Below are 25,724 nucleotides of genomic sequence, written 5' to 3' on the forward strand. Positions count from 1 at the left end.
TTTTCCGAGGGGCAGCTCCGGTCAGGCGATCGGGTAGCTGGCGACCATCCGGACCGCGTGGTTGCGGTAGCCCTGCCGCTCGAAGCTCGCGGCCATCGGGCGGTTGGTCAGATCGGTGTCGGCGCGGATCCGCTCGGCCCCGGTCCCGGCGAGGATGTGGGTCCCCTCGGCGAGCAGGTCGTCGCTGTAGCCGTGCCCACGCTGCTCGGGCAGTACGCCGACGTACCCGATCACCGGGCCGCCGTTGTTGGCCGACGGGAGAATGAAGCCGACCAGCGCCCCGGCGTCGTCGTACGCGAGACGCCACCAGTCCCGCTCGCCCGGCATCTCCTTGTAGATCGCGAGGTCCTCCTTGGCCGACGCCTCGGCGCTGCCGCGCGCGACGGCCCGCGCGGTCGAGGCGTCCAGGCTGCCCTCGATCACCCGGACGAAGACGTCGAGGAACGCGTCGTCGTCGGCCGGCTCGAAGCGCAGCCGCGTCGACCGGGCCGGCAGCCCGTACGACGGGAGCCACTCGTACCGCAGCCGCTCGGTCAGCTCGGACAGTCCCGCCTGCGCGGCCGCCGCGAGCCGCGGCTCCAGGGCGGCGACGATCTCGGGCTGCTCGCGCCAGCCGTTCGGCACGAAGATGTGGTACTCCGGCTGCTCGGCGCCGGCCGGCATCGACTCGAGGCCGTGCCGGATCAGCTCGGCCCAGACCGGGACGGGATCGCCGTCGCCGGCGTAGTACAGGCCGTCGACGCTGAACGGGTGGTCGAACTGCGGCATCCCCCACCAGACGGCGAGGGCGATGATGCGGCCGTCCTGCTCGACGACCCAGGTCCAGTTGTCGCGGTAGTAGCCGACGCCGACGTACTCGTCGTACCGCTCACGGGTGACGGTGTTGACCGACTGGTCGGCGATCAGGGTGTGAATGGTGTCGAGATCGGGCTCGACGATGGTGCGGATGGTCACGGTACCTCCGGAAAGAGGCGCGGGCTCCGCTCAGTGCGAGCTGGACGAGCGGACCGGACGCGCCGTGGAACACGTAAGAGTGGTCATCGGTCGCTCCTTTCGCTCGAGTCGTTCTCGCAGCCAGAACACTAGGGCCGGCCGGGGTCATAGTCCACCGGTTAACCACAGGTGGGATGTACGACGGCCGGTTGGACCGGGAAGCCTCCTGCCCATGCGAACCTCCTCCGTGAAGGTCCTCAGCGCCGTCGTCGCCGTGCTCGCCTCGGTCCTCCTGGGCTTCAGCACCGCCACCGCGGCTCCCGCCCCGCCCACCCTGTACGCCGTACCGCAGCTCGCCGCGATCCCGGACTGCGATCTCAGCTCGCTCCCCGCCGAGGCCTCCGACACGCTCGGTCTGATCCACTCCGGCGGCCCGTTCCCGTACGACCAGGACGGCACCGTCTTCCAGAACCGGGAGGGCATCCTGCCGGACGAGTCCACCGGCTACTACCACGAGTACACCGTCAAGACGCCCGGCTCCCCCGACCGCGGCGCCCGCCGGCTGATCGGCGGCGGCACCACCACCGACCCGGCCTTCGTCTACTACACCGCCGACCACTACGCCTCGTTCTGCCTGGTCGACGAAAACGCCTGAGAGCTTGTCCGTCGTCTTTGAGAGAATCTCCCGGTGACGATCACGGGTGTGTTGCGAGGCCAGTTCGAGCTGACCTGGTCCCTGTTCGAGTACCACTTGGACCGGCTGGTCCCGGAGGATCTGCTCTGGGAGCCGGCCGGGCTCAACTGGACCGTGCGGCCGGACGCGGCCGGGATCTGGCGGCCGGACTGGGCCGACGACGAGCTCGACCCGATCCCGGTGCCGACGGTCGGCTGGCTGACCTGGCACATCGGCTGGTGGTGGACCACCGCGCTGGCCCACGCCCGCCAGACCGTGCCGCCGCACCGCACCGACGTCCCGTGGCCGGGCACGCTGCTCGGCACGCGCGACTGGATGCACCACCTGCGGGACGAGTGGTCCGTCGTACTGGAGGACTCGTCGCGGCTCACGCTTCCGGTGGCCTTCCCCTGGCCACCGGAAGCGGGCCGGACGGTGGCGGACATGTACGGGTGGGTGAACGCGGAGCTGATGAAGAACGCCGCGGAGATCGGGCAGCTGCGTTTGCTGCGCGCCGCCCAGAGCTGACCACAGTTGTCCACTGGGACAAGGGCTTCCTGATCGCTCTAGTCTCGCCGTGACCGCCCCTAACGGAAGGACCTCCATGGCCCGCCTGCGTACCGTCTTGTCCACAGTGCTTGTCGCCGCCGCTCTGTCCACCTCCAGCTCGGTTGCCCTGGGCAACGCCGGCGACCCGGTGTCGATGACCAGCGGCTTCTACGTCGACCCGAGCTCGAACCCTGCCGTCTGGGTGCGCAACAACCCGTCGCACGCCGACGCCGCGCTGATCCGGAGCCGGATCGCCGAGCAGGCCGGTGGGCGCTGGTTCGGGAACTGGTCCGGCGACATCCGCGCGGCCGTCTCGGCGTACACGTCGGCCGCGGACGCCGCCGACAAGCTGCCGATCCTGGTCGCGTACAACATCCCGGGGCGCGACTGCGGCAGTCACTCCGGTGGTGGCGCCGGGTCGCCGGCGGCGTACAGGACGTGGATCAGCGCGTTCGCGGCGGGGATCGGGAACCGGCCGGCGGTGGTGGTGATCGAGCCTGACGCGCTCGCGCAGCTCGACTGTGTCCCGGCCGCGGAGAAGAAGACGCGGACCGATCTGCTCAAGTACGCCGTCAACGAGCTGGCCGCGAAGGCGCCGAACACCTGGGCCTACATGGACGGCGGCAACGCGACCTGGATCGACGCGGCCGAGATGGCGCGGCGGCTGAAGCTGGTGGAGGTCGGCAAGATCCGCGGATTCGCGCTGAACACGTCGAACTACTACCCGACCGCCGACTCGGTGGCCAAGGGCAACGCGATCCGCGGTGCGCTCGGCAGCAACGCGCAGTTCGTCGTCGACACCAGCCGCAACGGCAACGGCTCCAACGGCGAGTGGTGCAACCCGGCCGGCCGCAAGCTCGGCGAGACCTCGCGCGACGGAAGCCATCTCTCCGGCACGCTCGACATGCTGCTGTGGCTCAAGGTCCCCGGCGACTCCGACGGCGACTGCGGCATCGGCGCGGGCATCCCGGCCGGCACCTTCTCCCCGGTCCTGGCCAAGAAACTGATCACCGGCTGAGCACAGCAAAGCGGTCCCGGGCTGGGACCCGGGACCGCTTCGTTTGCTACTGGTACTGCGAGGAACTTCCGGTCAGAAGTCCATGCCGCCCATGTCGGGGGCACCGCCCGGGGCGGCACCGGCCTTCTCGGGCTTGTCGGCGATGACTGCCTCGGTGGTGAGGAACAGAGCCGCGATCGAAGCCGCGTTCTGCAGCGCCGAACGCGTGACCTTGGCCGGGTCGATGATCCCGGTCTTGATCAGGTCGACGTACTCACCGGTCGCGGCGTTCAGGCCGTGACCCGGCTCGAGGTTGCGGACCTTCTCCACCACGACGCCACCCTCGAGGCCGGCGTTGACGGCGATCTGCTTGAGCGGGGCCTCGACGGCCGACCGCACGATCGCGGCACCGGTCGCCTCGTCACCCTCGAGCTCCAGCTTCTCGAACGCGATCACCGACGCCTGGAGCAGCGCGACGCCACCTCCGGCGACGATGCCCTCCTCGACGGCCGCCTTCGCGTTGCGAACGGCGTCCTCGATGCGGTGCTTGCGCTCCTTCAGCTCGACCTCGGTGGCCGCGCCGACCTTGATCACCGCGACGCCACCGGCCAGCTTGGCCAGCCGCTCCTGCAGCTTCTCGCGGTCGTAGTCGGAGTCCGACTTCTCGATCTCGGCGCGGATCTGGTTGACCCGGCCCTGGATCGAGTCGGCGTCGCCGACGCCCTCGACGATGGTGGTCTCGTCCTTGGTGACGACGACCTTGCGGGCCTGGCCGAGCAGCTCCAGGTCCACGGTGTCGAGCTTGAGGCCGACCTCCTCGGAGATGACCTGACCACCGGTGAGGATGGCGATGTCACCGAGCATGGCCTTGCGGCGGTCACCGAAGCCCGGCGCCTTGACGGCGACGGTCTTGAAGGTGCCCTTGATCTTGTTCACGACCAGGGTCGCCAGCGCCTCACCCTCGAGGTCCTCGGCGATGATCGCCAGCGGCTTGCCGGTCTGCATGACCTTCTCGAGCACCGGGACGAGGTCCTTGATGCTGGAGATCTTGCTGTTCACCACGAGGATGTACGGGTCGTCGAGGACCGCTTCCATCCGCTCGGTGTCGGTCACGAAGTACGGCGAGATGTAGCCCTTGTCGAAGCGCATGCCCTCGGTGAGCTCGAGCTCCAGACCGAAGGTGTTGCTCTCCTCGACGGTGATGACACCTTCCTTGCCGACCTTGTCCATCGCCTCGGCGATGATCTGGCCGACCTGGGTGTCCGCCGCCGAGATCGAGGCGGTGGCCGCGATCTGCTCGCGGGTCTCGACCGGCTTGGCCAGCGCGAGCAGCTGCTCGCTGACGGCCTCGACAGCCTTCTCGATGCCCTTCTTCAGGCCCATCGGGTTGGCGCCGGCGGCGACGTTGCGCAGACCCTCGCGCACGAGCGCCTGGGCCAGCACGGTCGCGGTGGTGGTGCCGTCACCCGCGACGTCGTCGGTCTTCTTGGCAACTTCCTTGACGAGCTCGGCCCCGATCTTCTCGTACGGGTCCTCGAGCTCGATCTCCTTGGCGATCGAGACACCGTCGTTGGTGATCGTGGGGGCGCCCCACTTCTTCTCCAGAACGACGTTGCGGCCCTTGGGGCCAAGCGTCACCTTGACGGCGTCGGCGAGGGTGTTCATTCCCCGCTCGAGGCCGCGGCGCGCCTCTTCGTTGAACGAAATCAGCTTGGGCATTCTCCGCGAGTCCTCCCGCGTCGAGTTTCTGGTGGTTCAGCCGGCCGGATGCCCGCGACGGACGGTACCGAGGTCGTCGCGGTCACGTCCCGCCTGACTCCGGCACCTCATCGAGGCCGTCTTCTAACAGCTCCCAGCAGGCACGAGCGTTATCACTCTCGCCCACTGAGTGCTAACCAAGTATTAGCACTCGACCCAACCGAGTGCAAGCCAGCCGACCGCGGCGGGCGGCCCCTCGAGGCCTGTCCCAGGCTCAGTTCTCCCACTGGGCGATCAGGTACTTCGGGGCGTTCAGGCGCCACGCCTCGGTGAGCAGTTCCCCGACCTCCTCGTCGTCGGCGAGCTCGAGGGTGACCTCCAGCCAGCCGAAGCGGCCGGACTCCCACCAGGACGCGTAGACCTCCGGGTTCTCGGCGATCAGCGCCTGCTGCTCCTCACGGAAGGCCTTCACGAACAGCTTGGACTCGTCCTCCGACAGGTACGCGAAACCCTTCTTGCGCACCTTGAAGGCCGGCTGCCCCGCCCAGCCCTCGTGCTCCTCCACCCCTGGCAACCGCAGCGCCAGTTTCTGCACCGCTTCCGCGTCCATCCACTCACGCTAACCCCGGCCGCCGACAGTTCCGGTCCATAAGTCGTCAGGGGCGCTCGACCAGGGTTCCCGGGGTCCGGTCAGGGGCCGGTCGGTACCGATCCTGATGTGCGGGAGGGTCCCCGGGCGGCACAGTTGTGGACATGACGAACAACACCGCACCCTTCCAGAACCTGTCCGGCAAGACCCTCCGCCGTTCGCGCGACCAGCGGATGCTGTCCGGTGTCTCCGGCGGCATCGCGGAGTACCTGAACATCGACGCCACCCTGGTCCGCCTGGGCATCGTCGCGCTGACCCTGCTCACCGGTGGCACCGCGCTGATCGGGTACGTGATCGCCTGGGTCGTGATGCCGGAGTCCGACGGCAAGGCCGTCTGGCAGAGCGCCCAGCAGGCCGCTCAGCAGAACCACCAGCCGCAGCCGCAGACCACGCCGGAGGGCGACATCGCCGCCCGCATCTACGACGACAAGCCGCCGGCCGCCTGACCCAGCTGCAGCAGTAACAGCACTCCGTCGACCGCGCGTGGGACCGCGGTGCCGTCAACTGCCCGGGCTCCGAGGAGCCCGGGCTTCGGCATTTCCGGCGACCGCGCTGCCACACTGCTGCAGTGCAGACCGATGCCGGCGTCACCCGCTGCCCGCAGTGCGCCCAGCAGATCCGCGTCGACCCCGGCTACGTGACCTGGTGCGACCAGTGCGACTGGAACGTCGACCCGACCGGGCAGGACCGCAAGTCCCCTGCCTGGCGCCGCAAACTCGAGCACCAGCTGGCCGACACCCTCTACCGCGAGCTGGAGACCGGTCGGGTCCACCGACCCGGGTGGGACTTGGCCCGCGTCACGGCGTACCTACTGTCTGCTGTCCTGCTGGTGCTTCCGCTGGTCGCGCTGGTTGGTGGAGTCGCTCTGCTGGTGTTCTACCGCCCGCTCTGGCTCAGCATCCCGCTCGCGGCGATCGCCATCGTGATCGGCCTGATGCTGCGCCCCCGCGCCGCCCGCCTCGACCCCGACGCGCAGGTGGTCCACCGCGAGGAGGCGCCGGTCCTGTTCAGGCTGCTGGACGAGATCGCGGCGAGCATCGGCACTCCGCGGGTCGCCGCGGTCGCTCTGGACGCCGAGCCGAACGTCTGCTTCATCCGGGTCGGCTGGCGCTTCCGTCCGGTCATCGGGCTGGGCCTGCCGCTCTGGACCGGGCTGCGCCCGCAGGAGCGGGTGGCTGTGCTGGCTCACGAGCTCGGCCACGGCAAGAACGGCGACGCCCGGCACGGCTGGGTGGTCGGTGCGGCCGAGTCGGTGCTGGAGCAGCTGGAAGAGGCGTTCACCGAGCAGCCGTACGACGAGTACAAGCTGGACGCGGCCCACGCGATGGATACCGACACGTCGGTCGGTCACCTCACCAGGCTGATCAACGGCACGGTCGGTCCGGTCATCCGCGGCTACGCCTGGCTGCTGGATCGGGTGAGCCTGCGGGGCAACCAGCGGGCGGAGTACCTGGCGGACCGCACGTCCGGTGAGGTCGCCGGCTCCGAGGCCGCGGCCTCGGCGCTGGAGCGGACTCTGCTGGCCGACTCGTCGTACCGGGCGCTGGAGCGAGCCCTGCGCTTCGAAAAGGACCTGCCACCACTGGAGGCCGTACGACGTGCTGTGACCGAGACGCCGAAGCGGGAGATCGAGCGGCGGCTGCGGATGAGCCGGCTGCGCGAGACGCGGACCGACTCCAGCCACCCGCCGACGTACCTGCGGACGAAGCTCATCCGCACCCGCCCAGCTACCAGCGCCCGCGTCGTACTGGGACTGAGCGACAGCCACACGATCGACCGCGAGCTGGCGCCTGCTGCCGAGCGGGTGCTGAAGGACCTGCGGGCCGAGTTGCGCTAGACCTTCTGCGTGGCGCGGCGGGTCATGGTGGCTACGGCGATGTCGGGGTGGTCGGCGAAGACCCCGTCGATGCCGGTGGCGGCGAAGGCCCTCAGCTCGGCGGCCAGGTCCATGCCGGTCGGCAGGAAGCGGCGCTCGGCGCGGAACGTCCAGACCTGGACCTTGAGGCCGGCGCGGTGCGCCTGGTCGACCAGCTGGGTCGGCTCGCCCAGGGAGCCGTCGGAGCGGCGTGGGATGACCAGGTCCTTGTGCGGCGCCAGCACGTCGGCGTACGTCGAGATCTCGCGCAGCCCGGCCGGTGCGGTCAGGTCGGTGAAGGTCCGGTCGTCGCCGAAGCGCAGGAAGTCGTTCGGTGTGCCTTCGGAGTCGACCAGCTGGACCAGCGGCACGTCCGTCATCACGGCCAGGCGGCGCAGGCTGGTCGGTTCGAAGGACTGCACCATCGCCTCACCACGCCGTACGCCGAGCGTGGTCAGCCGTTCGGCCAGCAGCTCCTCCAGCGGCAGCCCGAGCCGACGGAAGTACGCCGGGTGCTTGATCTCCGGGATCACCCCGATCGGTCGGCCGAGCCGGGCCGACTCCTGCCGGGCCAGCGCGACCACGTCGTCGAAGGTGGCGATCGCCTCGCGGCCGTCGTACGCGGTGTTGGCCGCGCGCAGGGCGGGCATCCGCTCCCGGGCGCGCAGCGTGCGCAGCTCGGCGTACGTGAAGTCCTCGACGAACCAGCCGGTGACGGCCTCCCCGTCGACGATCTTGGTGATCCGGCGATCGGCGAACACCGCGTGGTCGGCGACGTCCGTCGTCCCGGAGATCTCGTTCTCGTGCCGGGCCACCAGGACGCCGTCCAGCGTGGCGACCAGGTCCGGCTCCAGGTAGTCGGCGCCGAGCGCCGCGGCCAGGCGGTACGCCGCCGGCGTGTGTTCCGGGCGGTACCCGCTCGCTCCCCGATGCGCGATGACCAGCATGTGATCCAGGACAGGCGGCCGAGGTGGCCTTCGGGGAACTGGTTGCCCAACGCAAGATGAAGCTCTCCCGAGGTCGCGGGGGCCGGTTAAACCACATGCAATTTGTCGGTGGCCAGGCCTAGCCTGAAACGGTTATGAAACAACTTCCTCTCGCCGATCCCGGCACTCCGGATCACCGTTCCGCCGCGCGCTACCTGTTCTGGGTGGCCCGCGGCCAGAAGGCCACGCTCCTGGGCGGCATGACCTTCGGCATGCTCTGGATGGGCGCGCAGGCGTTCGTCCCGGCGATCCTGGGCAAGGCCATCGACGAGGGCATCGCCGGCGGTGACGTCGACCGGCTGCTGCAGTGGACGGCGCTGCTGTTCGCGGTCGGCGTGGTGCAGGCGCTGGCCGGCATCATGCGGCACCGGTTCGCGGTGTCGAACTGGCTGAGCGGCGCCTACCGCACGGTCCAGGTGATCACCCGCAAGTCGGCCGACCTCGGTGCCACGCTGCCGAAGAACCTGGCCACCGGTGAGGTGGTCAGCATCGGCGCCGGCGACCTGGCCTACATCGGGAACCTGCTGGAGATCTCGGCCCGGTTCAGCGGCGCGATCGTCGCCTTCGTCGTGGTCGCGGTCATCCTGCTCACCACCTCGACCACGCTCGGCCTGGTCGTGCTGATCGGCGTACCGCTGATGCTGTTCGCGCTCGGCCCGATGCTGCGTCCGCTGCACCAGCGCCAGTCCGCGCAGCGCGAGGCCGTCGGCGAGCTGAACTCACTGGGCTCCGACATCGTGTCCGGTCTGCGCGTGCTGCGCGGCATCGGCGGCGAGGAGTCCTTCTCCAAGCGGTACCGCGCCGAGTCGCAGCGGGTCCGTGGCGCCGGCGTGAAGGTGGCCGGTATCCAGTCCGTGCTGGACGCGGCGCAGGTGTTCCTGCCGGGCATCTTCGTGGTCAGCGTGGTGGGCCTCGGTGCGCACTTCGCCGTCCGCGGCGACCTGAGCGCGGGCAGCCTGGTCGCCTTCTACGGGTACGCGACCTTCCTGGTCCTGCCGCTGCGGACGGCGACCGAGATGGCCAACGCGCTGATGCGTGCGCTCGTCGCCAGCCGCCGGATCATCCGCGTGCTCGAGCTGACCCCCGACGTCGCCGACCCCACCGAGCCGGTCCGCCTGCCCGACGGCGGAGACCTGGTCGACCCGGTCTCCGGCATCCGGGTGCGCCACGGACGCCTCACCGCGATCGTCTCCGCCGAGTCCGACCAGGCAGCGGTCATCGCCGACGTCCTGGGCCGGTACGACGACGCCAGCGAGGTCCGGTACGGCGGAGTGACGCTGGCGAGCGCCACCCGGGCCGACGTCCGGCAGCGCATCCTGGTCAGCGACACCGGCTCCCAGCTGTTCACCGGCGTACTGCGCGAGGAGCTGGACCCGACCGGCCGAGCGACCGACGACGAGCTGATGGCGGCGATCCGGACCGCGTCGGCCGAGGACGTGCTGGTCGCACTGGCCGACGGACTCGACGCGGACGTGGAGGAGAAGGGCCGGTCGTTCTCAGGCGGCCAGCGCCAGCGGCTCGTCCTGGTCCGTGCACTGCTCGCCGACCCGTCGGTGCTGGTGCTGGTGGAGCCCACGTCCGCAGTGGACGCGCACACCGAGGCCCGGATCGCCGAACGGCTCCGGGAGCACCGGCAGGGCCGCAGCACCGTCGTACTGACGTCCAGTCCGCTGCTGCTCGACCGGGTCGACGAGGTGATCTTCGTTGCCGAGGGCCGGGTCGTCGCGACCGGTCAGCACCGGCAGCTGCTGGAGACCGAACCGCAGTACCGCAGGACAGTCACCCGCCAGACCGAGGAAGAGGAGGTGCTCGCGTGAAGCGGATCCTGCCCGTCGCAGACTCCGCACAGGTCCGCCGGCATGCCCGTCGGCTGGCCCGACGGCACCCGCGCGCTCTGCTGATCGCGCTCGGCCTGCACGGCGTGGCGGCAGTCACCGGCCTGGCCACGCCCCGGCTGATCGGTGAGCTGGTCGAGGACGTCCAGCGCGGTACGACGGCCGCCGCCGTCAACAAGGTGATCGTCGTGATCGCCGTGTTCGTGGTGGCGCAGTCGCTGCTCACCCGCTGGGCCCGGTACCGGTCGTTCGCGCTCGGCGAGCAGGTGCTGGCCGAGCTGCGTGAGGACTTCGTCGACGACGCGCTGGCGCTGCCGATCGGCACGGTCGAGCGGGCCGGCACCGGCGACCTGCTGTCGCGTACGTCGCGCGACGTGGACACGCTGTCGAGGACCGTGCGGTTCGCCGTACCGGAGACGATCATCGCGTTCGTCACCGTGCTGTTCACCGTCGCGGCCGCGATGCTGGTCGGTGTCTGGGTGCTGGTGCCGCTGCTCGCGATGGTGCCGGTGCTGTGGGTCAGCACCAAGTGGTACCTGCGCCGCGCCAAGGACGGGTACCTGCGGGAGAACGCGGCGTACGCGCAGATGACCAGCTCGCTCGCCGAGACGGTCGAGGGTGCTCGGACGGTCGAGGCGCTGCGCCGGTACGAGGCGCGCGTGCGCCAGGGCGACCGCGACATTCGCGGCTCGTACGACGCCGAGCGGTACACGTTGTTCCTGCGCACGATCTACTTCCCGGTGGTCGAGGTCGGGTACCTGGTGCCCATCGTCGGCACGCTGCTGTTCGGCGGCTGGCTGCACATCAACGGCCACGTCTCGCTGGGTGCTGTCACGGCTGCCGTGCTCTACGCCAGCCAGCTGATCGACCCGGTCGACCGGCTGATCTCCTGGCTGGACGAGCTGCAGTCCGGTGGCGCCGCGCTGGCCCGCCTGCTCGGTATCACCGACGTACCGGACGACCGCACGCCGTCCGGCGAGGAGCCGGCCGGTGAGCTGGTCGAGGCTCGCGATGTGCGGTTCTCCTACGTCGACGGTCGCGACGTGCTGCACGGCGTCGACCTGACCGTCCAGCCGGGCGAGCGGATCGCGATGGTCGGACCGTCCGGCGCGGGCAAGTCGACGCTCGGGCGGCTGATCGCGGGCATCCACCCGCCGCGGACCGGTTCGGTCAGCGTCGGCGGGGTCGGCATGACCGACCTGCCGCTGGACGAGCTGCGCCGGCAGGTCGCGCTGGTCACCCAGGAACACCACGTGTTCGTCGGCACCCTGCGGGACAACCTGTCGATGGCGTCACCCGACGCCACCGACGAGACCCTGCTGGAGGCACTGGACGCCGTCGACGCGCGCGAGTGGACCGAGGCGTTGCCGGACGGGCTGGACACGCGGGTCGGGTCGGGGCAGTTCGCGTTGACTCCGGCGCAGGCACAGCAGTTGGCGCTGGCGCGCCTGGTGCTGGCGGATCCGCACACGCTGGTGCTGGACGAGGCGACCTCGCTGATCGACCCGCGGGCCGCTCGGCACATGGAGCGCTCGCTGGCCGCCGTACTGGAAGGGCGGACGGTGATCGCGATCGCCCACCGGCTCTACACGGCGCACGATGCCGACCGGGTCGCTGTCGTCGAGGACGGGAAGATCAGCGAGCTGGGCAGCCATGACGAGCTGGTCGCCCGGGACGGTTCGTACGCCGCGCTGTGGAAGTCCTGGCACGGCTGAGCTACGACGAAAGGCCCGCTCCTGGTGTGGAGCGGGCCTTTCGTGCTTTCTAGCGTCGGGTCCTGCTGATCCGCAGGACGGCGGAATCGACATGGGGTGGTGGGGTGAAAGCCTTGCGGGGAAGGCGAATTCCGATCGAAGCGTCGTAGTGCCGGGTCCAGCGTGCGGCTCCGGGGGCGCGGCCTTCGACCCACCGGTTCACCACCTGCCGCTGCAGCACGAGATCGGCCGACACCAGGCGCGAACCTGGGGCCAGCAGTCTCTTCAGCAGCGCGGTGGAGACCCCGTACGGCGGGCTCGAGACCACCCGGAACGGCCGGGTCGGCAACCGCAGATCGGCGGCGTCGACCCGGACCACCTTGACCTCGCTGAACCGTAGGCGCAGCTTGTCGGCCCGGCCGGGATGGAGTTCCACGGCAACGACCTCGGCGCCTGCTCGGACCAGTGGTCCGGTCAACGCACCGAGTCCGGCCCCTACGTCGAGGACGAGGTCACCGGGACGAACCCCGGCAGCGTCGACGACGCGTTGGGCCCAACGACTATCGAGCGGATGCCATCCCCAGGCACCCCTCGCCTGCCCGGAGGCGGGCACGACGGACCATCACGAAGTACGTAATCATGCGGGCGAGCTTAGAGCGCCAGGTGTCCTGTGCTCAAAGGGTTTTCACAGTGCTTTCGGCGCCGAGGTCAGCCGCTCGACGGTGGCGGTCGTCCGGCGCTCGGCCAGCTCCAGCCGCCGGCGCAAGCTGTCGGACAGGTCCGCCTTCGCGAGCTCCCGGCGTACGTCGAGCACGCGGACCGGGAGCGTGTCGGTCATCAGCAGCGGCGCGTACTCCGGCGACGCGGCGGTCCATCGGTCGCCGTCACGCCTGAAGGTGAACTTGACCAGCAGGCCCTCGGCCTTCGGCGCGTTCGGGGCGCGGTGCGCGGCGACCAGGTTGCCGAGGCCGTAGACGACCCACTTGCCGTTGAGCTGCTGGATCGGCTGGACGACGTGCGCGTGGTGGCCGAGGATCAGGTCAATGTTGCTGTCGGCAAGCAAATCGGCGGCGATCGTGCGCTGGTCCTGGCTCACGGCGCTGGAGTACTCGTCGCCCCAGTGACAGCTGACCACGACGATCTGCGCGCCGGCATCACGCGCCGTGCGGGCCATCGCCTTGATCCGGGTCGGATCGAGCTTGCCGGCCCGCCAGGTCTCGCCGTTCGGGTACGGCATGCCATTGAAGCCGTAGGTGTAGCTGAGCAGCGCGACCTTGACGCCCTTCACGTCCACGATCGTGGGCGTCTCGGCCTCCTGCGGCGTACGGGCTGTGCCCGTGTGCTTCAGTCCGGCCTGGTCGAGGATGCGCAGCGTGCGGTCGATGCCGGAGGCACCTTTGTCGAAGCTGTGGTTGCTGGCGGTCGAGCAGGCGTCGTATCCGGTCTTCTTCAGTGCGGGGACGATCTGCGGCGGGCCTTGGAAGAGCGGGTAACCGGAGTACGGCGAACCGATTGGTGTTTCCAGGTGACAGACGGCGAGGTCGGCGCTCTGGACGAGTGGCTTGACGCCGCTGAGCAAGGGCGCGAAGTCCCACTGGCCGTCGCGGCCGTCCTGGCGGGCTGTGGTCCAGAGGCGTTCGTGCAGGAGGACGTCGCCGGTTGCTACCAGGGTGATCTCCTGCGGGCCGGTTGGCGGTGGGGCGCCTGGGCCTGATCCGGTGCCGGTCGGCGTACTGCCCGGACCTTCGGCGCCCGGCACGTCCGCACAGCCTGCGGCCACGACCAACAAAACCCCCACCGCCAGCAAACGACGCACAGCTCGCATTTCCTTGCCCCCAGGTCTCCACCGGAAAAGGTGGACACCTGACAGACGACGTGACGAGCGGAAAGGTTGATTCCCGGTATAACTATCCCGTGGGGTTTCCGACGCCGTGGAGGAAGAACAAGCCGATGGTGGACCTGAAGACACCGGCCGAGATCGACGCGATGCGTGCAGCCGGGCAGGTGGTCGCGTCGGCTCTCACCACGGTGAAGAAGGCCGCGGCCGTCGGCGTCTCCCTGCTCGAGCTGGACGAGCTCGCCCGCGACGTCCTGCGGTCGGCCGGCGCGGTCTCGCTCTTCGACGGGTACCAGCCGGGCTTCGCGACGTTGCCGTTCAGCGGCGTCATCTGTACGTCGGTCAACGACGGCGTGCTGCACGGACTGCCGACCGACCAGCGCTTGCAGGACGGTGACCTGCTGAACGTCGACTGCGGCGCATCGGTCGACGGCTGGTGCGCCGATTCCGCCACCAGCTTCGTCGTCGGTACGCCGCGCGCGGAGGACCTCGAGCTGATCGCCACCACCGAACGAGCCCTCGCCGCGGGTATCGCGGCCGCCGTACCGGGTGCTCGCCTCGGTGATGTCGGCGCGGCCATCGGCGCCGTCGGCCTGGAAGCCGGGGTCGGCACCAACCTCGACTTCGGCGGCCACGGCATCGGCCGCCGCATGCACGAGGAACCCCACATCCCCAACGGCGGCCGCCCCGGCCGAGGCCTCAAACTCCGCCCCGGCCACGTCCTCGCGATCGAGCCGTGGTTCTGGCACGGCCCCGGTTCCACCTACGCCATCGACCCCGACGGTTGGACGCTCCGCTCGGCCGACGGCACCCGAGGAGCCCACGCCGAACACACCGTCGCCATCACCGACGATGGACCGAAGGTCCTCACCCTCCGCCACTAGCCGAGCCGATCGCCGCAGGCCGGCACTCCCACGGTGCGCGACCTCGAGCACCACACTCCTGCGACCGCCCGGTGAGCTCCAGGACGCGCCCGAGCTCCGGGTCCAGCCCCCTCCGCTGACTTCCTTCAGAACAAGGGCTGTTGGTCCGGCTCTGGGATGACCGGTGGGACTGGCGCGCGGTGGCGGCGGGTGGTGGAGGTGTTGAAGGGGGCTGGGCTCGAGCGACGACTGCGGAAGCGGGCGGTGGGTTCGCCCCAGCCGGAGGAGGAGCCTTGGCCTGCGGCTTCGACGACGTTCTGGGAGTTGCGGTGGGACGACGTACCGAAGCCGTGTTTCTCCAGCAGGGGGCGGACCTTGGACTCGAAGGCGTTGCGGTAGCTGGGGGCGGCGTTGGGGCCGTGCGCATAGAGGGATTCGTAGCGCTTGACCAGCTCGGGGTGGTCTTCGGCCAGCCACTTCATGAACCACGGTTTGACGCCAGGGCGTAGGTGGAGGACGAGAGTAGTGACGCCAGTTGCGCCGGCGTCGGCCAACTGGCCGAACAGGTAGTCGAGGTGTTCGGCAGAGTCGGTCAACCAGGGCAAGACAGGCGCGACCATGACACCGCACGGGAGGTCGGCCTCGCGCACAGCGCGGATCAGGTCGAGGCGACCACGGACAGACGGTACGCCGGGCTCGAGTCGGCGACGTAACTCTTCGTCGGCCAGCGCCAGCGAAACGCCGATCCCGACCGGGACCTGCTCGGCCGCTTGCTGCAGCAGTGGCAGGTCGCGGCGGAGCAGCGTCCCCTTGGTCAGGATCGACAGCGGCGTACCGGAATCGGCCAGCGCCGAGATGATCCCGGGCAGCAACCGGTACCGCCCCTCGGCGCGCTGGTACGGATCCGTATTGGTGCCCAGGGCAACTTGTTCACCACCCCAGGACGGCCGGGCCAGCTCCTTGCGCAGGACGTCGGCGACGTTCGTCTTCACCACGATCTGCCGGTCGAAGTCCAGCCCCTCGTCCAGCTCGAGGTACTTGTGCGTCGGCCGGGCGAAGCAGTACCGACACGCATGAGTGCAGCCGCGGTACGGATTCACCGTCCAGTTGAAGGGCAGCCCCGTCCCCGGCACCGAGTTCAGCGCCGATCGCGCGAGCACCTCGTGGAACGTCACGCCCTGGAACTCCGGCGTCGTCACCGACCGGACCAGGCCCGCGATCGAGCCCAGCCCCGGCAACGTCCCGGGAGCCTCCGCGTCGAGTTGCTGACCTGCCCACCTCATGGAGTACAGTCGAACACATGTTCGCCCAGCTTTCAAATCATTCCCGGAAGGCCGCCACGTTGTCCCGCGCCCACTCCCGGTAGGGCTTGGCCTGCCGCCCGGTCACCTCCTGCACGACAGGCGACGGCTCGGCGGCATGCTCGGCCATCATCCGGAAGCCGTCCACCAGCCACTCGGCCGACTCGGCACCCATGAACGGCGCCCACGCCGCCACGGCCTCCTCGTGCGTCAGCTCCTCGAACCGCAGTTCCCGCCCGAGCGCCTCCCCGATCAGCGCGACCTCCTGCGGCTGCGTCAGCTGCTCCGGCCCACTCATCCCGAGCTTCTGCCCGGTGTAGCTCTCGTCCTGCAGTACGACGCTCGCCACCGCCGCGATGTCACCGAGGTCGATCGGCAACTGCACCGCCCCGGCGTACGGACCGCGTACGACGCCCTCGGCCTTGATCGAGGGCGCCCAGTCGAGCGTGTTGTTCATGAACTGCCCGGGCCGCAGATGCACGAACTCGAACCCGCCGTCCTCGATCGCGCGCTCGACCTTGTAGTAGTGCCAGCTCTCCGGCTCCCCCATCGCCTCGTACTCGGCAGGCTCACCCGACAGCACGACCACCCGCCGCACGCCGGCCTTCTGCGCCGCCGTCACGAACTCGTCGACGTACGCCGGAAGCGGCGCGAGGTACACCGTGTCGACTCCGTCGAGCGCCGCGGGCAGCGTCGCGGGCTTGCCCAGGTACCCACGCGCCACCTCGACACCGGACGGCAGCGCTGCCTTCGCCGGATTGTTCGTCAGCGCCCGGACGTCCTGAACGCCCGCCGCCACCAACTCGTCCACCAGCAGCCGCCCGACACTGCCCGTCGCACCCGTCACCAAGATCGTCATTTCCCCAGTCCCAACACCTCGGAAGCAATTCTCGTAGGGTATACGACAATTGGCTCTCATAGGATGCGGCGACGGGAAGAGGTGCGACATGACGGTGCAGCACAGCGGCGGCGGTCCGGCCGCGCGCACGCTCGCGTTGCTCTGGCGGAAGACCGCGCCGGCCCAGGAAAGGGCTCGCGGCCGCAAGCCCACATTGCAGCTGGACACCGTGGTCGACACCGCTGTCGCACTGGCGGACGAGCGTGGCATCGCCGCCGCCTCGATGGGCAACGTCGCGAAGGCCCTCGGCGTCGGGACCATGACGCTCTACACCTACGTGCCGTCCAAGGAGGAGCTGCTCGACCTGATGATCGATCAGGTCCTGCTCGAACGCCCACTGCCCGGCCCCGGCGAGGACCGCCCGGCCGACTGGCGTGCGCAGGTCGAGCTGTACTCCGACGAGACCCGCGCGCTGTACTCCCGCCACCCCTGGCTCGGCCGCGTCTCCACGATCCGCCCGCCGGTCGGCCCCGGCATGCTGGCCGCGCGCGAGTACCTGCTGTCCACCATGTTCGCGCTGGGCCTGCCACCGGCTCGCGCCAACCTCGCCGCCCTCGCGATCGCGACGTACGTCGACTCCGCCGCCGGCGGCGAGGCCGAGAGCGACCTGCTCGAGCGCTCCACCGGCCAGACCCACGACGCCTGGTGGCACGAGCGCGGCGACCTCTGGGAGAACTACTTCGACGTCGACCGCTACCCGACGATGACCGCGGTCTGGAACGACGGCGAAGGCGGCGGTACGTCGTACGGCGACGGCACCCGCGAGGTCACCACCCAGGCCTACCGCTTCGGCCTCGACCACCTGCTCGACGGCATCGCCGCGAGCAAGTAGCCGGACCACCCATGCCGTAGCGTTTGGGCAGCTTTGAGCTGGAGGGGCTGGGCAATGGGTAGCGAGAACTTCCGGGTGGATCTGCAGGGTGTCGTCGACCTGCTGAGTCACCACCTGTACAGCAGTCCGCGGGTCTACCTGCGGGAGCTGCTGCAGAACGCCGTGGACGCGGTGACGGCGCGACGGGCCGTGGACGCAGCGGCGCCGGGCACGATCGGGATCGTCGTCGACGGGCAGCGGCTGAGCATCAGCGACAGCGGGATCGGGCTGCGGCCGGACGAGGTGCGCGAGCTGCTGGCGACGATCGGGCGGAGCTCGAAGCGCGACGAGATCGGGTTCGCGCGGACCGAGTTCCTCGGGCAGTTCGGGATCGGGCTGCTGTCGGCGTTCATGGTGGCCGACGAGATCGAGGTCGTGACCAGGCCGGCCGACGGGCCGACCACGCGCTGGAACGGTACGGCGGACGGCCGCTACACGATCACCGAGGCGGCGGACCGCGAAGCGGTCGGTACGACGGTGACGCTGCAGGCCCGTCGCGGTGCCGAGCAGTGGTTCAAGGCCGCGACGGTGATCGAGCTGGTCAAGCTGTTCGGAGCCCTGCTGCCGTTGGAGATCACGGTCAACGGCGAGCGGGTCACCGACGGCGTGGCGCCCTGGGAGGGCAACGGCCGGGCCGACCTGGTCGGCTACGCGCAGGACCACCTCGGCTTCACGCCGTTCGACGTGATCCCGCTGAACAACCCGGCCGCCGGACTGACCGGTGTCGCCTACGTTCTGCCCTTCGCGGCCAACCCTGCCGAGCGGGCCACCCACCGCGTCTATCTGAAGCGGATGCTGCTGGCCGAAGGCGTCGAGGGGCTGCTGCCGGACTGGGCATTCTTCGTCCGCGCGGTGATCGACACCTCCGAGCTGCGGCCCACCGCGAGCCGGGAGGCCCTGTTCGACGACGGCCACCTGGAGACCACCAGGGAGGCGCTGGGTGAGCAGCTGCGCGGCTGGATGGTCCGGCTCGGCAGCACCGACCCGCAGAAGCTGGACCGGTTCCTGGGGATTCATCAGCTCGGTGTGAAGGCCCTGGCCCTGCACGACGACGAGATGCTCCGCCTGGTGCACCGCTGGCTCCGCTTCGAGACCAACCACGGCCGGATGACCGCTGCCGAGCTGCAGGAGCGCAAGAGCGAGATCCGGTACGTCGGGACGATCGAGGAGTTCCGCCAGCTCGCAGCGGTCGCCTCGGCGCAGGACCTGACCATCGTCAACGCCGGCTACACCTACGACGCGGAGTTGCTGCACCGGCTGCCCGACGTCGTACCCGACCTGGTCACCAGCAGGTTCGACCCGACCGAGCTGAGCACCAGCTTCGACGGTCTGGACCCGCAGACCGAGCTGCAGCTGCGTCCGTTCGTCCAGCTGGCCCAGGAGGCGCTGGACGCGGTCGGCTGCGAGGTGGTCGTCCGTGCGTTCGACCCGGCGTCACTGTCGGCCATCTACCTCGTGGACCGGTCCGCACAGTTCGCCAGCGAGCTGCGCGCGACCAGAGAGCGCACCGACGCGCTCTGGTCGGAGGTGCTCGGCGCACTCGACACCAACGACGACAGCCGTCCCCAGCTCGTGCTGAACCACCGCAGCCCGCTCGTACGACGGATGGCCGCGCTGGCCGACCCGGAGCTCGCCCGGCTCGCTGTGGAAGGCCTGTACGGGCACGCGCTGATGCTCGGCTACCACCCGATCGGCCCGGCGGATTCCGCGCTGGTGAACCGGTCGTTCCTCGGTCTGCTCGACCAGGCCGTCCCTACTGCGGAGGACCCGACGCGATGACAGACGACCTGGTCGACCGCCTGCACCAGGCCCAGCAGACGCCGTACGGCAAGGCCCGGGCCGCGATGCTGGAGGACGTGGTCCGCCGGGCCGACGCCGAGGGCGCCGAGGACCTGGCGTTCTTCGCACGGCTCAGCCTGGTGACGGCGTACGTGATGGGTGGGGAGCCGCGGAAGTCGCTGGTGCCGTTCGCGCGCTGCGTGGCGGACTGGGACGCCGACCCGGCCAAGTACCAGGAGCACTCGCACCTGTTCCTGTGGTGCTTCAAGTACGCGCCGAACACGCTGACCAAGTTCCCCGAGGTCCCGCTCGACCGGACGTACGCCGTACTGGACGACATGGAGCGGCGCTGGCGGGTCGGTGGGCACAGTCCGCACGCCGTGCACCAGCACCGCTGGCAGGTGGCGGCACACATCGGTGACGACGAGACAGCGGCCGAGCAGTTCCGGCTCTGGTCGACCTCACCGCGCGACGACCTGTCGGACTGCATCGGCTGCGACCCGACGAGCAAGGTGCTGCACCTGACGACTACTGGCCAGACTGCTGAGGCAGTGGCGCTGTCGGTCGGTGTACTGGACGGGCAGCTGACCTGCAATGAGCAGCCGCAGCAGATGCTCACCACACTGCTGCCTGCCTACGTTGCTGAGGGCATGTACACCGAGGCCGTCGACGCGCACCGGCGGGCGTACCGGATCCTGCGCAACCAGCCCGGTGAACTGAGCGCGTACGCCGACCACATCCGCTTCTGCGCACGCACCGGGAACCTGCCGCGTGCTGTCGAGCTGATCGAGCGGCACCTGCCGGACCTGGCCGACTCCCCCAGCCCGCTCGCCACCATGGACTTCGCGGCCGCCGCATCGCATGCGCTGAGTCGCGTGGACCTGCGGATCCGTCGGTCGTCCAGCGAGGACGTGGCCTCTGGGCAGCTCGCGGAAGAGCTGGCCCAGCAGGCGCTGGCGCTGGCCGCGCAGTTCGACGAGCGGAACGGGACGAAGCGGCAGAGCGAGAACGTGAGCGCTGTCCTGGCCGCGGAGCCGTGGGTCGACTACCTGCCGCTGTCGGAGACGGCCCGCAAGGCTCACCAGCGGGCGCAGGTGGCGGCTCCTGTTGTCCCGGAGGCGCCGCTGCCGGAGGGTGTCGGAGGGGTCTGGCTAGACCGGGCCGAGGAGGCCTGGCAGACGGACCGTCGGACGGAGGCGATCGCTGCGTGGGCGGCGTTCGAGCAGGAGATCCCGGAGGGTGACCGTACGCCGCTGGACCAGGCCCGGGTGCTCGACGGGCGCGGATTGGTTGCCTCGAACAACGAAGACGTCGAGCTCGCGCTGGAGTCGTGGCGAGAGGCGCTGACCGTCTACGCGGAGCTGGGCGAGGACGTCCGAGTACTGCGTGACCGCGGGCGGATCGGCCGGGTGCTGTGCGACGCCGGGCAGCTGGACGAGGGGCTGGCCACTGGCGAAGCCCCGCTGCGGCAGCTGATCGAGGAGGACGAGCCGCGACGCCGTGGCGGGTGGCAGTACTCGCTGGCGACGATGCTGGCTCAGGCCGGTCGCAGTGAGGAGGCGCTGGCCGAGCTGTCGGTACTCCGGACCCGTCCGGACACTGACCCGGATCTGCAGTCGGGCGCTGGAATCCTGCAGTGCAACCTGCTGCTGCAGCTGGAGCGGCTGGACGAGGCCGAAGAGGCTGCAACCGCTGGGACTGCGACGCGGGAACAGATGCCGCGCTCGTTCGCCTACCGTCAGCGCGGGTGGATCCGGCTCGCACTGCAGCGCCCGGCCGAGGCGGTCGGCGATCTGGAAGAGGCGATCGCACTGGCGACCGGTACGCCGGACAGCGAGGTGCACCTGGCGATCTGCCGGCTGGAGCTCGCCAAGTCGTACCTGTTCAGCGGTCGCGCGCTGGAGGCGGCTGAGACCGCCGAAGAGGCGTTGCCCTCGCTGCACGACCCGGAACTGGCTGGCCTGCTCGGCGACGTACGCGGCGTACTGGCTGATGCGTATAGGGCGCTGGGCGAGCTGGAGTCGGCTCTGACACAGACGCGGGCGCTGCTGGCGGAGGCCCCGGCTGACGCGCACCCGTACTGGCTTGCGCAGACCAAGCAGGACGAGGGGAGCCTGCTCGAGCGGCTCGACCGCGACAAGGAGGCTGTGGACGCGTTCGTGGCTGCGGCGGCGTACTTCGAGGCCTCTGAGCAGCCGCTGGAATACGTCCAGGCTCTGCGACTTGCTGGGCAGTCCGCTCGCTACTCCGGTGACTTCGCTCAGGTCCGCGAGCTGCTGGACCGCGCCGAGCCCGTGCTGGAGGCGCTGCCGTCAGCTGACGAGCAGGTGCTCTTCCAGCAGGCAGGCCTCCACTGGGACCGGGCCATCCTGGCTCTGCAGCTGGGCGAGGTGGCGGTGTTGGTCGCCGAGGCCACCCGTGCGGCAGAGGCCTACGAGCGCGGTGGCTACGAGGATCAGCACCTCAACGCCCAGCTCCTGCTTGCTGAGCACGCCAGTAGCGATGAGACCGCGCTGCAGCAGGTCTTCAGCACCTTGCCGACCAGTCACCCTCACTACCACCGGGCCGGCTACCTGCTGGCGGACCGGCTGCGTCAGCTGGACCGGCACCAGGAAGCGGACGCGTTGGAGGCCCAGCTCAGCCAGGTGGGGTGAATCCGGGGTTCGGGGGCGTGCAACCTTCGGCGACCGTTCTGCCTCTTGTCCGGTATGCAGGCTGACGCTGGGGTTGTGGAGGTTCGGGTGATGGAGGGACGCACCCGCGCCGATTTCGAGGCCTACGTCTCCGCTCGGTACGGCGCGTTGCTGGGCCTGGCCTACCTGCTGACGCAGGACCGCGGCCTGGCCGAGGACCTGGTGCAGACCACGCTGACCAGGTGCTGGCTGTCCTGGCGCAAGGTGCAGGCCGAGGACCCGACGGCGTACGTGCGCCGGGTGATGGTCAACACCCACACCGAGTGGTGGCGCCGGCGGCGGGGTGGCAAGGAGGTGCCGACCGACGACCTGACGGCGGTCGCGCCGACGGCGTACGGGGGTTCGGTGCGTCTGGTCGAGCACTCCGACCTGATGCAGGCGCTGCGGCGACTGCCGAAGCGGATGTGCGCCGCCGTTGTCCTGCGGTACTTCGAAGACCTGTCCGAGGCCGAGACGGCCGACGTACTGGGCTGCTCGATCGGGACGGTGAAGAGCCAGACCCACCGGGCACTGACCAAGCTGCGCGTCGACCTCGCCTCCCAAGAGACCACGGAGACCCGATGAACACCGACGAACTGCGCACGATGCTCAAGGAAGCCGGGCGGCCGGTCGCCTCCCCTGGCGACCCGGTGCCGGTCATCCGCCACCGCGCCCGGCGCCGCCGCCGCAACCAGGCCGTCGCAGCTGTTGCCTGTACGGCGGTTGTGGTCGCCGGTGTGATCGGCGCGGTGGACCTGTGGCCGGGCGACTCGGTTGAGCCGGCTGGACCTGTCGCCACGGACCTCCCGTCGCTCGGCGATCCCCCGCCGGAGGTCGGCGACCGGAAGCTGCTGTCCGACCCGGCGCCGCACCACGAGGTCGAGTCCAACGGCGGGCTCTACCTGGGTCTCGACGGGCTCCGGAGCAACGACCTGGTCCGGATCCGGTTGCTCTGCCCGACGGCCAGCGGGCCCGACCCGGTGATGCTGGAGGTGTCGCTGACCGGGTACACCGAGCAGCAGCTCGACCCGCCGCCGACTCCGCCGGGCGACGCGGTGGCCGGTGCTCGCGAGGTGCCGTGCGTTGGGTCGGTCACGAGCACCGACTTCGTCGTACCGGCTGCTTGGCCGCGGTACGGCGTCGCACAGGTGGACATGAAGCCCAACGAGACCCGCAGCGTAATGATGGAGGTCGCGGCGTACCGGTAGCCGCTGGAACTGACCTCGTCGCCCACCACCTCTCAAGTACCAGCCCCCGAGCGGTGGTTGGTACTTGAAAGGCACAGGCGACCGCCGGTCTCGTCTTTCAAGTACCAGCCCCCGACCGATGGCCGGTACTTGAAAGGCACAGGCGACCACCGGCCTCGTCTTTCAAGTACCAACCCTCGAGCGGTGGCTGGTACCTGAGAGGTGTTGGCGGCTGCCGGCCTTGTCTTTCAAGTACCAGCCCCCGATCGGTGGCTGGTACTTGTGAGGTGATGGGTGGTTGGTGTTCGAGAGGTACAGGCGGGTGGCGAGGACCCTGGCGCGGTTAGCGTGGCGGGGTGACTCAGGTGATCGTGCTGAACGGTGGGTCGAGCTCGGGGAAGTCTCGGCTCGCGCGGGAGCTGCAGAAGGTGCTGCCGGGGGCTTGGTTGAGTTTGAGCGTCGACGACCTGGTCGACGCGATGCCGCCTGCGCTGGTGGACGGCGGGGACGGGATCGGCTTCGGCGACCAGGGCGAGGTATCGGTCGGCGACGACTTCCGCGCACTGGAAACCGCGTGGATGGCAGGGATCGCGGCGATGGTGCGCGCAGGAGCGAGGATCGTGCTCGACGACGTGTTCCTCAGCGGCGCCCAGTCACAGGCGCGCGTACGCACTCAGCTCGAAGGCCTGGACGTCCTCTGGGTAGGCGTCCGCTGCGCCCCCGAGATCGCCGCCGCACGCGAGCTCGCCCGCGGCGACCGCACACCAGGCATGGCAGAACTCCAGGCACACGTCGTCCACGAAGGTGTGTACTACGACCTGGAAGTCGACACCGGTACGACGGAGTCGCCGGAGTGCGCCCGCGCCATCGCGGCGCGGGTCACCTCCTAGCGAACTACTCCCACTCGATGGTGCCCGGCGGCTTGCTGGTGATGTCGAGGGTGACCCGGTTGATCTCGTCGACCTCGTTGGTGATGCGGGTGGAGATCTTCTCGAGCACCTCGTACGGCAGACGCGCCCAGTCGGCGGTCATCGCGTCCTCGCTGGTGACCGGACGCAGCACGACCGGGTGGCCGTACGTGCGGCCGTCGCCCTGGACGCCGACCGAGCGGACGTCGGCGAGCAGCACGACCGGGAACTGCCAGATGTCGCGGTCCAGACCGGCGGCGGTCAGTTCGGTGCGGGCGATCAGGTCGGCGGCGCGGAGGATCTCCAGCCGGTCCTTGGTCACCTCGCCGACGATCCGGATGCCGAGGCCCGGGCCTGGGAACGGGTGCCGGTAGACCATCGTCTCGGGCAGGCCGAGCGCGACGCCGAGCTCGCGGACCTCGTCCTTGAACAGCGTCCGCAGCGGCTCGATCAGCGAGAACTGCAGGTCGTCCGGCAGCCCGCCGACGTTGTGGTGCGACTTGATGTTCGCAGCACCCGTCCCGCCGCCGGACTCGACGACGTCCGGGTAGAGCGTGCCCTGGACCAGGAACTCGATGTGCCGCTCGGCGTCCAGCTTGCGCGCGGTCGCCTCGAAGGTCCGGATGAACTCCCGGCCGATGATCTTGCGCTTCTGCTCCGGGTCGGTGACGCCGGCCAGCGCGGTCAGGAACTGGTCCTCGGCGTCGACCATCTCCAGCCGGGTCCCGGTCGCGGCGACGAAGTCCTTCTCGATCTGGTCGGACTCACCGGCGCGCTGCAGCCCGTGGTCGACGTACACGCAGGTCAACTGGTCGCCGATCGCCTTGCTGACCAGAGCGGCGGCGACCGCGGAGTCCACACCGCCGGACAGCGCGCACAGCACCTGCTTGTCACCGACCTGCTTGCGGATCAGCTCGACCTGCTCGTCCACGACGTTGCTGGTCGTCCAGTCGCCGGTGCAGCCCGCGATGTCGTACAGGAAGTGCTCCAGCACGGCCTGCCCGGCCTGCGAGTGCAGGACCTCCGGGTGCCACTGGACACCGGCCAGCTTGCGGTCCAGGTCCTCGAAGGCCGCGACCGGCGCACCGCCCGACGCAGCCAGTACGGCGAAGCCCGCCGGCGGCGCGTGCACGGCGTCGCCGTGCGACATCCAGACGTTCAGGTCCTCGGGAATCCCGGCCAGCAGCGTGCCGCCCTCGCTCACCGTGACCGGCGTCCGGCCGAACTCGCGCAGCCCGGTCTTGCGGACGTCGCCGCCCAGCGTCTGCGCCATCGCCTGGAACCCGTAGCAGATCCCGAACGCCGGGACGCCTGCGTCGAACAGCGACGAGTCCACCCGCGGTGCGCCCTCGGCGTACACCGACTGCGGCCCGCCGGACAGGATGATCGCCTTCGGCTTGCGCTCGAGCATCTCCTCGACGGCCATCGAGTGCGGCACGATCTCGGAGTACACCTTCGCCTCGCGCACCCGGCGGGCGATCAGCTGCGCGTACTGCGCCCCGAAGTCGACAACGAGAACCAGGTCATGATCAGTCACGC

The 25,724-nt window shown here is 69.9% G+C and carries 23 protein-coding genes; 14 read left to right on the forward strand and 9 right to left on the reverse strand.

Annotated features, from left to right (window positions below):
* Positions 1–21: 21 nt before the first annotated feature.
* On the reverse strand, positions 22–954 hold the full coding sequence (locus tag ACYVIO_RS31505; RefSeq protein ID WP_460654562.1) for a GNAT family N-acetyltransferase: 933 nt from the start codon (positions 952–954) through the stop codon (positions 22–24).
* Positions 955–1,165: 211 nt separating this feature from the next.
* On the opposite strand from ACYVIO_RS31505, the gene ACYVIO_RS31510 reads away from it, so the two are divergent.
* The 3 genes from ACYVIO_RS31510 (at position 1,166) to ACYVIO_RS31520 (ending at position 3,173) form a co-directional block, all read left to right on the forward strand.
* Positions 1,166–1,588: a guanyl-specific ribonuclease gene (locus ACYVIO_RS31510; protein WP_460654563.1), complete on the forward strand. Its 423-nt coding sequence runs from the start codon at positions 1,166–1,168 to the stop codon at positions 1,586–1,588.
* Between the two features lie 33 nt (positions 1,589–1,621).
* The gene (locus ACYVIO_RS31515) at positions 1,622–2,134 is read left to right on the forward strand and encodes a DinB family protein (RefSeq protein ID WP_460654564.1); all 513 of its coding nucleotides are present in this window, start codon (positions 1,622–1,624) and stop codon (positions 2,132–2,134) included.
* Positions 2,135–2,210: 76 nt separating this feature from the next.
* Positions 2,211–3,173, forward strand: coding sequence for a glycoside hydrolase family 6 protein (locus tag ACYVIO_RS31520; RefSeq protein WP_460654565.1), 963 nt, complete (start codon positions 2,211–2,213; stop codon positions 3,171–3,173).
* Between the two features lie 72 nt (positions 3,174–3,245).
* Here the strand turns inward: ACYVIO_RS31520 and groL are convergent, their stop codons facing one another.
* Positions 3,246–4,871, reverse strand: a complete 1,626-nt coding sequence (gene groL, locus ACYVIO_RS31525) for a chaperonin GroEL (protein WP_425835083.1) — start codon at positions 4,869–4,871, stop codon at positions 3,246–3,248.
* A 253-nt stretch (positions 4,872–5,124) separates the two neighbouring features.
* On the reverse strand, positions 5,125–5,460 hold the full coding sequence (locus tag ACYVIO_RS31530; protein ID WP_460654566.1) for an MmcQ/YjbR family DNA-binding protein: 336 nt from the start codon (positions 5,458–5,460) through the stop codon (positions 5,125–5,127).
* A gap of 143 nt (positions 5,461–5,603) precedes the next feature.
* On the opposite strand from ACYVIO_RS31530, the gene ACYVIO_RS31535 reads away from it, so the two are divergent.
* Together ACYVIO_RS31535 and ACYVIO_RS31540 are read left to right on the forward strand one after the other, a co-directional pair.
* The gene (locus tag ACYVIO_RS31535; RefSeq protein ID WP_460654567.1) at positions 5,604–5,945 is read left to right on the forward strand and encodes a PspC domain-containing protein; all 342 of its coding nucleotides are present in this window, start codon (positions 5,604–5,606) and stop codon (positions 5,943–5,945) included.
* A gap of 122 nt (positions 5,946–6,067) precedes the next feature.
* Positions 6,068–7,336 carry a M48 family metalloprotease gene (locus ACYVIO_RS31540; RefSeq protein WP_460654568.1) on the forward strand — a complete coding sequence of 423 codons (1,269 nt, stop codon included), beginning with the start codon at positions 6,068–6,070 and terminating at the stop codon, positions 7,334–7,336.
* Here the strand turns inward: ACYVIO_RS31540 and ACYVIO_RS31545 are convergent.
* The gene (locus tag ACYVIO_RS31545; RefSeq protein WP_460654569.1) at positions 7,333–8,301 is read right to left on the reverse strand and encodes a glycerophosphodiester phosphodiesterase; all 969 of its coding nucleotides are present in this window, start codon (positions 8,299–8,301) and stop codon (positions 7,333–7,335) included. The genes ACYVIO_RS31540 and ACYVIO_RS31545 overlap by 4 nt on opposite strands.
* A gap of 134 nt (positions 8,302–8,435) precedes the next feature.
* On the opposite strand from ACYVIO_RS31545, the gene ACYVIO_RS31550 reads away from it, so the two are divergent.
* On the forward strand, positions 8,436–10,157 hold the full coding sequence (locus ACYVIO_RS31550) for an ABC transporter ATP-binding protein (RefSeq protein WP_460654570.1): 1,722 nt from the start codon (positions 8,436–8,438) through the stop codon (positions 10,155–10,157).
* Positions 10,154–11,890, forward strand: a complete 1,737-nt coding sequence (locus ACYVIO_RS31555) for an ABC transporter ATP-binding protein (RefSeq protein ID WP_460654571.1) — start codon at positions 10,154–10,156, stop codon at positions 11,888–11,890. The genes ACYVIO_RS31550 and ACYVIO_RS31555 overlap by 4 nt, the downstream gene beginning before the upstream one ends.
* A gap of 49 nt (positions 11,891–11,939) precedes the next feature.
* Here the strand turns inward: ACYVIO_RS31555 and ACYVIO_RS31560 are convergent, their stop codons facing one another.
* Both ACYVIO_RS31560 and ACYVIO_RS31565 read right to left on the reverse strand, forming a co-directional pair.
* The gene (locus ACYVIO_RS31560) at positions 11,940–12,482 is read right to left on the reverse strand and encodes an rRNA adenine N(6)-methyltransferase family protein (RefSeq protein WP_460654572.1); all 543 of its coding nucleotides are present in this window, start codon (positions 12,480–12,482) and stop codon (positions 11,940–11,942) included.
* A gap of 72 nt (positions 12,483–12,554) precedes the next feature.
* The gene (locus ACYVIO_RS31565; protein WP_460654573.1) at positions 12,555–13,685 is read right to left on the reverse strand and encodes a CapA family protein; all 1,131 of its coding nucleotides are present in this window, start codon (positions 13,683–13,685) and stop codon (positions 12,555–12,557) included.
* Positions 13,686–13,819: 134 nt separating this feature from the next.
* Here ACYVIO_RS31565 and map point away from each other — a divergent pair, with 134 nt between their 5' ends.
* Positions 13,820–14,590 (forward strand): type I methionyl aminopeptidase, encoded by a 771-nt coding sequence (gene map, locus ACYVIO_RS31570; RefSeq protein WP_460654574.1) that lies wholly within the window; start codon positions 13,820–13,822, stop codon positions 14,588–14,590.
* Positions 14,591–14,715: 125 nt separating this feature from the next.
* Here map and ACYVIO_RS31575 read toward each other — a convergent pair whose 3' ends face one another.
* Both ACYVIO_RS31575 and ACYVIO_RS31580 read right to left on the reverse strand, forming a co-directional pair.
* The gene (locus ACYVIO_RS31575) at positions 14,716–15,852 is read right to left on the reverse strand and encodes an Rv2578c family radical SAM protein (RefSeq protein ID WP_460654575.1); all 1,137 of its coding nucleotides are present in this window, start codon (positions 15,850–15,852) and stop codon (positions 14,716–14,718) included.
* A gap of 37 nt (positions 15,853–15,889) precedes the next feature.
* Positions 15,890–16,729, reverse strand: coding sequence for an NmrA family NAD(P)-binding protein (locus tag ACYVIO_RS31580; RefSeq protein ID WP_460654576.1), 840 nt, complete (start codon positions 16,727–16,729; stop codon positions 15,890–15,892).
* A gap of 88 nt (positions 16,730–16,817) precedes the next feature.
* On the opposite strand from ACYVIO_RS31580, the gene ACYVIO_RS31585 reads away from it, so the two are divergent.
* From ACYVIO_RS31585 to cpt, 6 genes are all read left to right on the forward strand, one after another.
* A complete protein-coding gene (locus ACYVIO_RS31585; RefSeq protein ID WP_460654577.1) occupies positions 16,818–17,600 on the forward strand; it encodes a TetR/AcrR family transcriptional regulator in 783 nt (260 codons plus the stop codon).
* A gap of 54 nt (positions 17,601–17,654) precedes the next feature.
* Positions 17,655–19,418 carry an HSP90 family protein gene (locus tag ACYVIO_RS31590; RefSeq protein ID WP_460654578.1) on the forward strand — a complete coding sequence of 588 codons (1,764 nt, stop codon included), beginning with the start codon at positions 17,655–17,657 and terminating at the stop codon, positions 19,416–19,418.
* Positions 19,415–22,072, forward strand: a complete 2,658-nt coding sequence (locus ACYVIO_RS31595) for a hypothetical protein (protein WP_460654579.1) — start codon at positions 19,415–19,417, stop codon at positions 22,070–22,072. Before ACYVIO_RS31590 ends, ACYVIO_RS31595 begins: the two co-directional genes overlap by 4 nt.
* A gap of 90 nt (positions 22,073–22,162) precedes the next feature.
* On the forward strand, positions 22,163–22,675 hold the full coding sequence (locus ACYVIO_RS31600; protein ID WP_460654580.1) for a SigE family RNA polymerase sigma factor: 513 nt from the start codon (positions 22,163–22,165) through the stop codon (positions 22,673–22,675).
* Entirely contained in the window at positions 22,672–23,298 is a 627-nt protein-coding gene (locus tag ACYVIO_RS31605) for a hypothetical protein (RefSeq protein ID WP_460654581.1), read from the forward strand. Before ACYVIO_RS31600 ends, ACYVIO_RS31605 begins: the two co-directional genes overlap by 4 nt.
* Positions 23,299–23,633: 335 nt before the next feature.
* A complete protein-coding gene (gene cpt / locus ACYVIO_RS31610) occupies positions 23,634–24,167 on the forward strand; it encodes a chloramphenicol phosphotransferase CPT (RefSeq protein ID WP_460654582.1) in 534 nt (177 codons plus the stop codon).
* A 4-nt stretch (positions 24,168–24,171) separates the two neighbouring features.
* On the opposite strand, the gene guaA is transcribed toward cpt, so the two are convergent.
* Positions 24,172–25,722 carry a glutamine-hydrolyzing GMP synthase gene (gene guaA, locus ACYVIO_RS31615; protein WP_460654583.1) on the reverse strand — a complete coding sequence of 517 codons (1,551 nt, stop codon included), beginning with the start codon at positions 25,720–25,722 and terminating at the stop codon, positions 24,172–24,174.
* Between the last annotated feature and the right edge of the window lie 2 nt (positions 25,723–25,724).

The sequence above is a fragment of the Kribbella endophytica genome (assembly GCF_054781295.1).

Coding starts and splice junctions, on each gene's coding strand:
- ACYVIO_RS31550 (WP_460654570.1), top strand. CDS start 8,436: ATGAAACAACTTCCTCTCGCCGATCCCGGCACTCCGGATCACCGTTCC.
- ACYVIO_RS31510 (WP_460654563.1), top strand. CDS start 1,166: ATGCGAACCTCCTCCGTGAAGGTCCTCAGCGCCGTCGTCGCCGTGCTC.
- ACYVIO_RS31575 (WP_460654575.1), bottom strand. CDS start 15,852: ATGAGGTGGGCAGGTCAGCAACTCGACGCGGAGGCTCCCGGGACGTTG.
- ACYVIO_RS31535 (WP_460654567.1), top strand. CDS start 5,604: ATGACGAACAACACCGCACCCTTCCAGAACCTGTCCGGCAAGACCCTC.
- ACYVIO_RS31580 (WP_460654576.1), bottom strand. CDS start 16,729: ATGACGATCTTGGTGACGGGTGCGACGGGCAGTGTCGGGCGGCTGCTG.
- ACYVIO_RS31595 (WP_460654579.1), top strand. CDS start 19,415: ATGACAGACGACCTGGTCGACCGCCTGCACCAGGCCCAGCAGACGCCG.
- ACYVIO_RS31545 (WP_460654569.1), bottom strand. CDS start 8,301: ATGCTGGTCATCGCGCATCGGGGAGCGAGCGGGTACCGCCCGGAACAC.
- map (WP_460654574.1), top strand. CDS start 13,820: ATGGTGGACCTGAAGACACCGGCCGAGATCGACGCGATGCGTGCAGCC.
- ACYVIO_RS31600 (WP_460654580.1), top strand. CDS start 22,163: ATGGAGGGACGCACCCGCGCCGATTTCGAGGCCTACGTCTCCGCTCGG.
- groL (WP_425835083.1), bottom strand. CDS start 4,871: ATGCCCAAGCTGATTTCGTTCAACGAAGAGGCGCGCCGCGGCCTCGAG.
- ACYVIO_RS31520 (WP_460654565.1), top strand. CDS start 2,211: ATGGCCCGCCTGCGTACCGTCTTGTCCACAGTGCTTGTCGCCGCCGCT.
- ACYVIO_RS31585 (WP_460654577.1), top strand. CDS start 16,818: ATGACGGTGCAGCACAGCGGCGGCGGTCCGGCCGCGCGCACGCTCGCG.
- ACYVIO_RS31590 (WP_460654578.1), top strand. CDS start 17,655: ATGGGTAGCGAGAACTTCCGGGTGGATCTGCAGGGTGTCGTCGACCTG.
- ACYVIO_RS31530 (WP_460654566.1), bottom strand. CDS start 5,460: ATGGACGCGGAAGCGGTGCAGAAACTGGCGCTGCGGTTGCCAGGGGTG.
- ACYVIO_RS31605 (WP_460654581.1), top strand. CDS start 22,672: ATGAACACCGACGAACTGCGCACGATGCTCAAGGAAGCCGGGCGGCCG.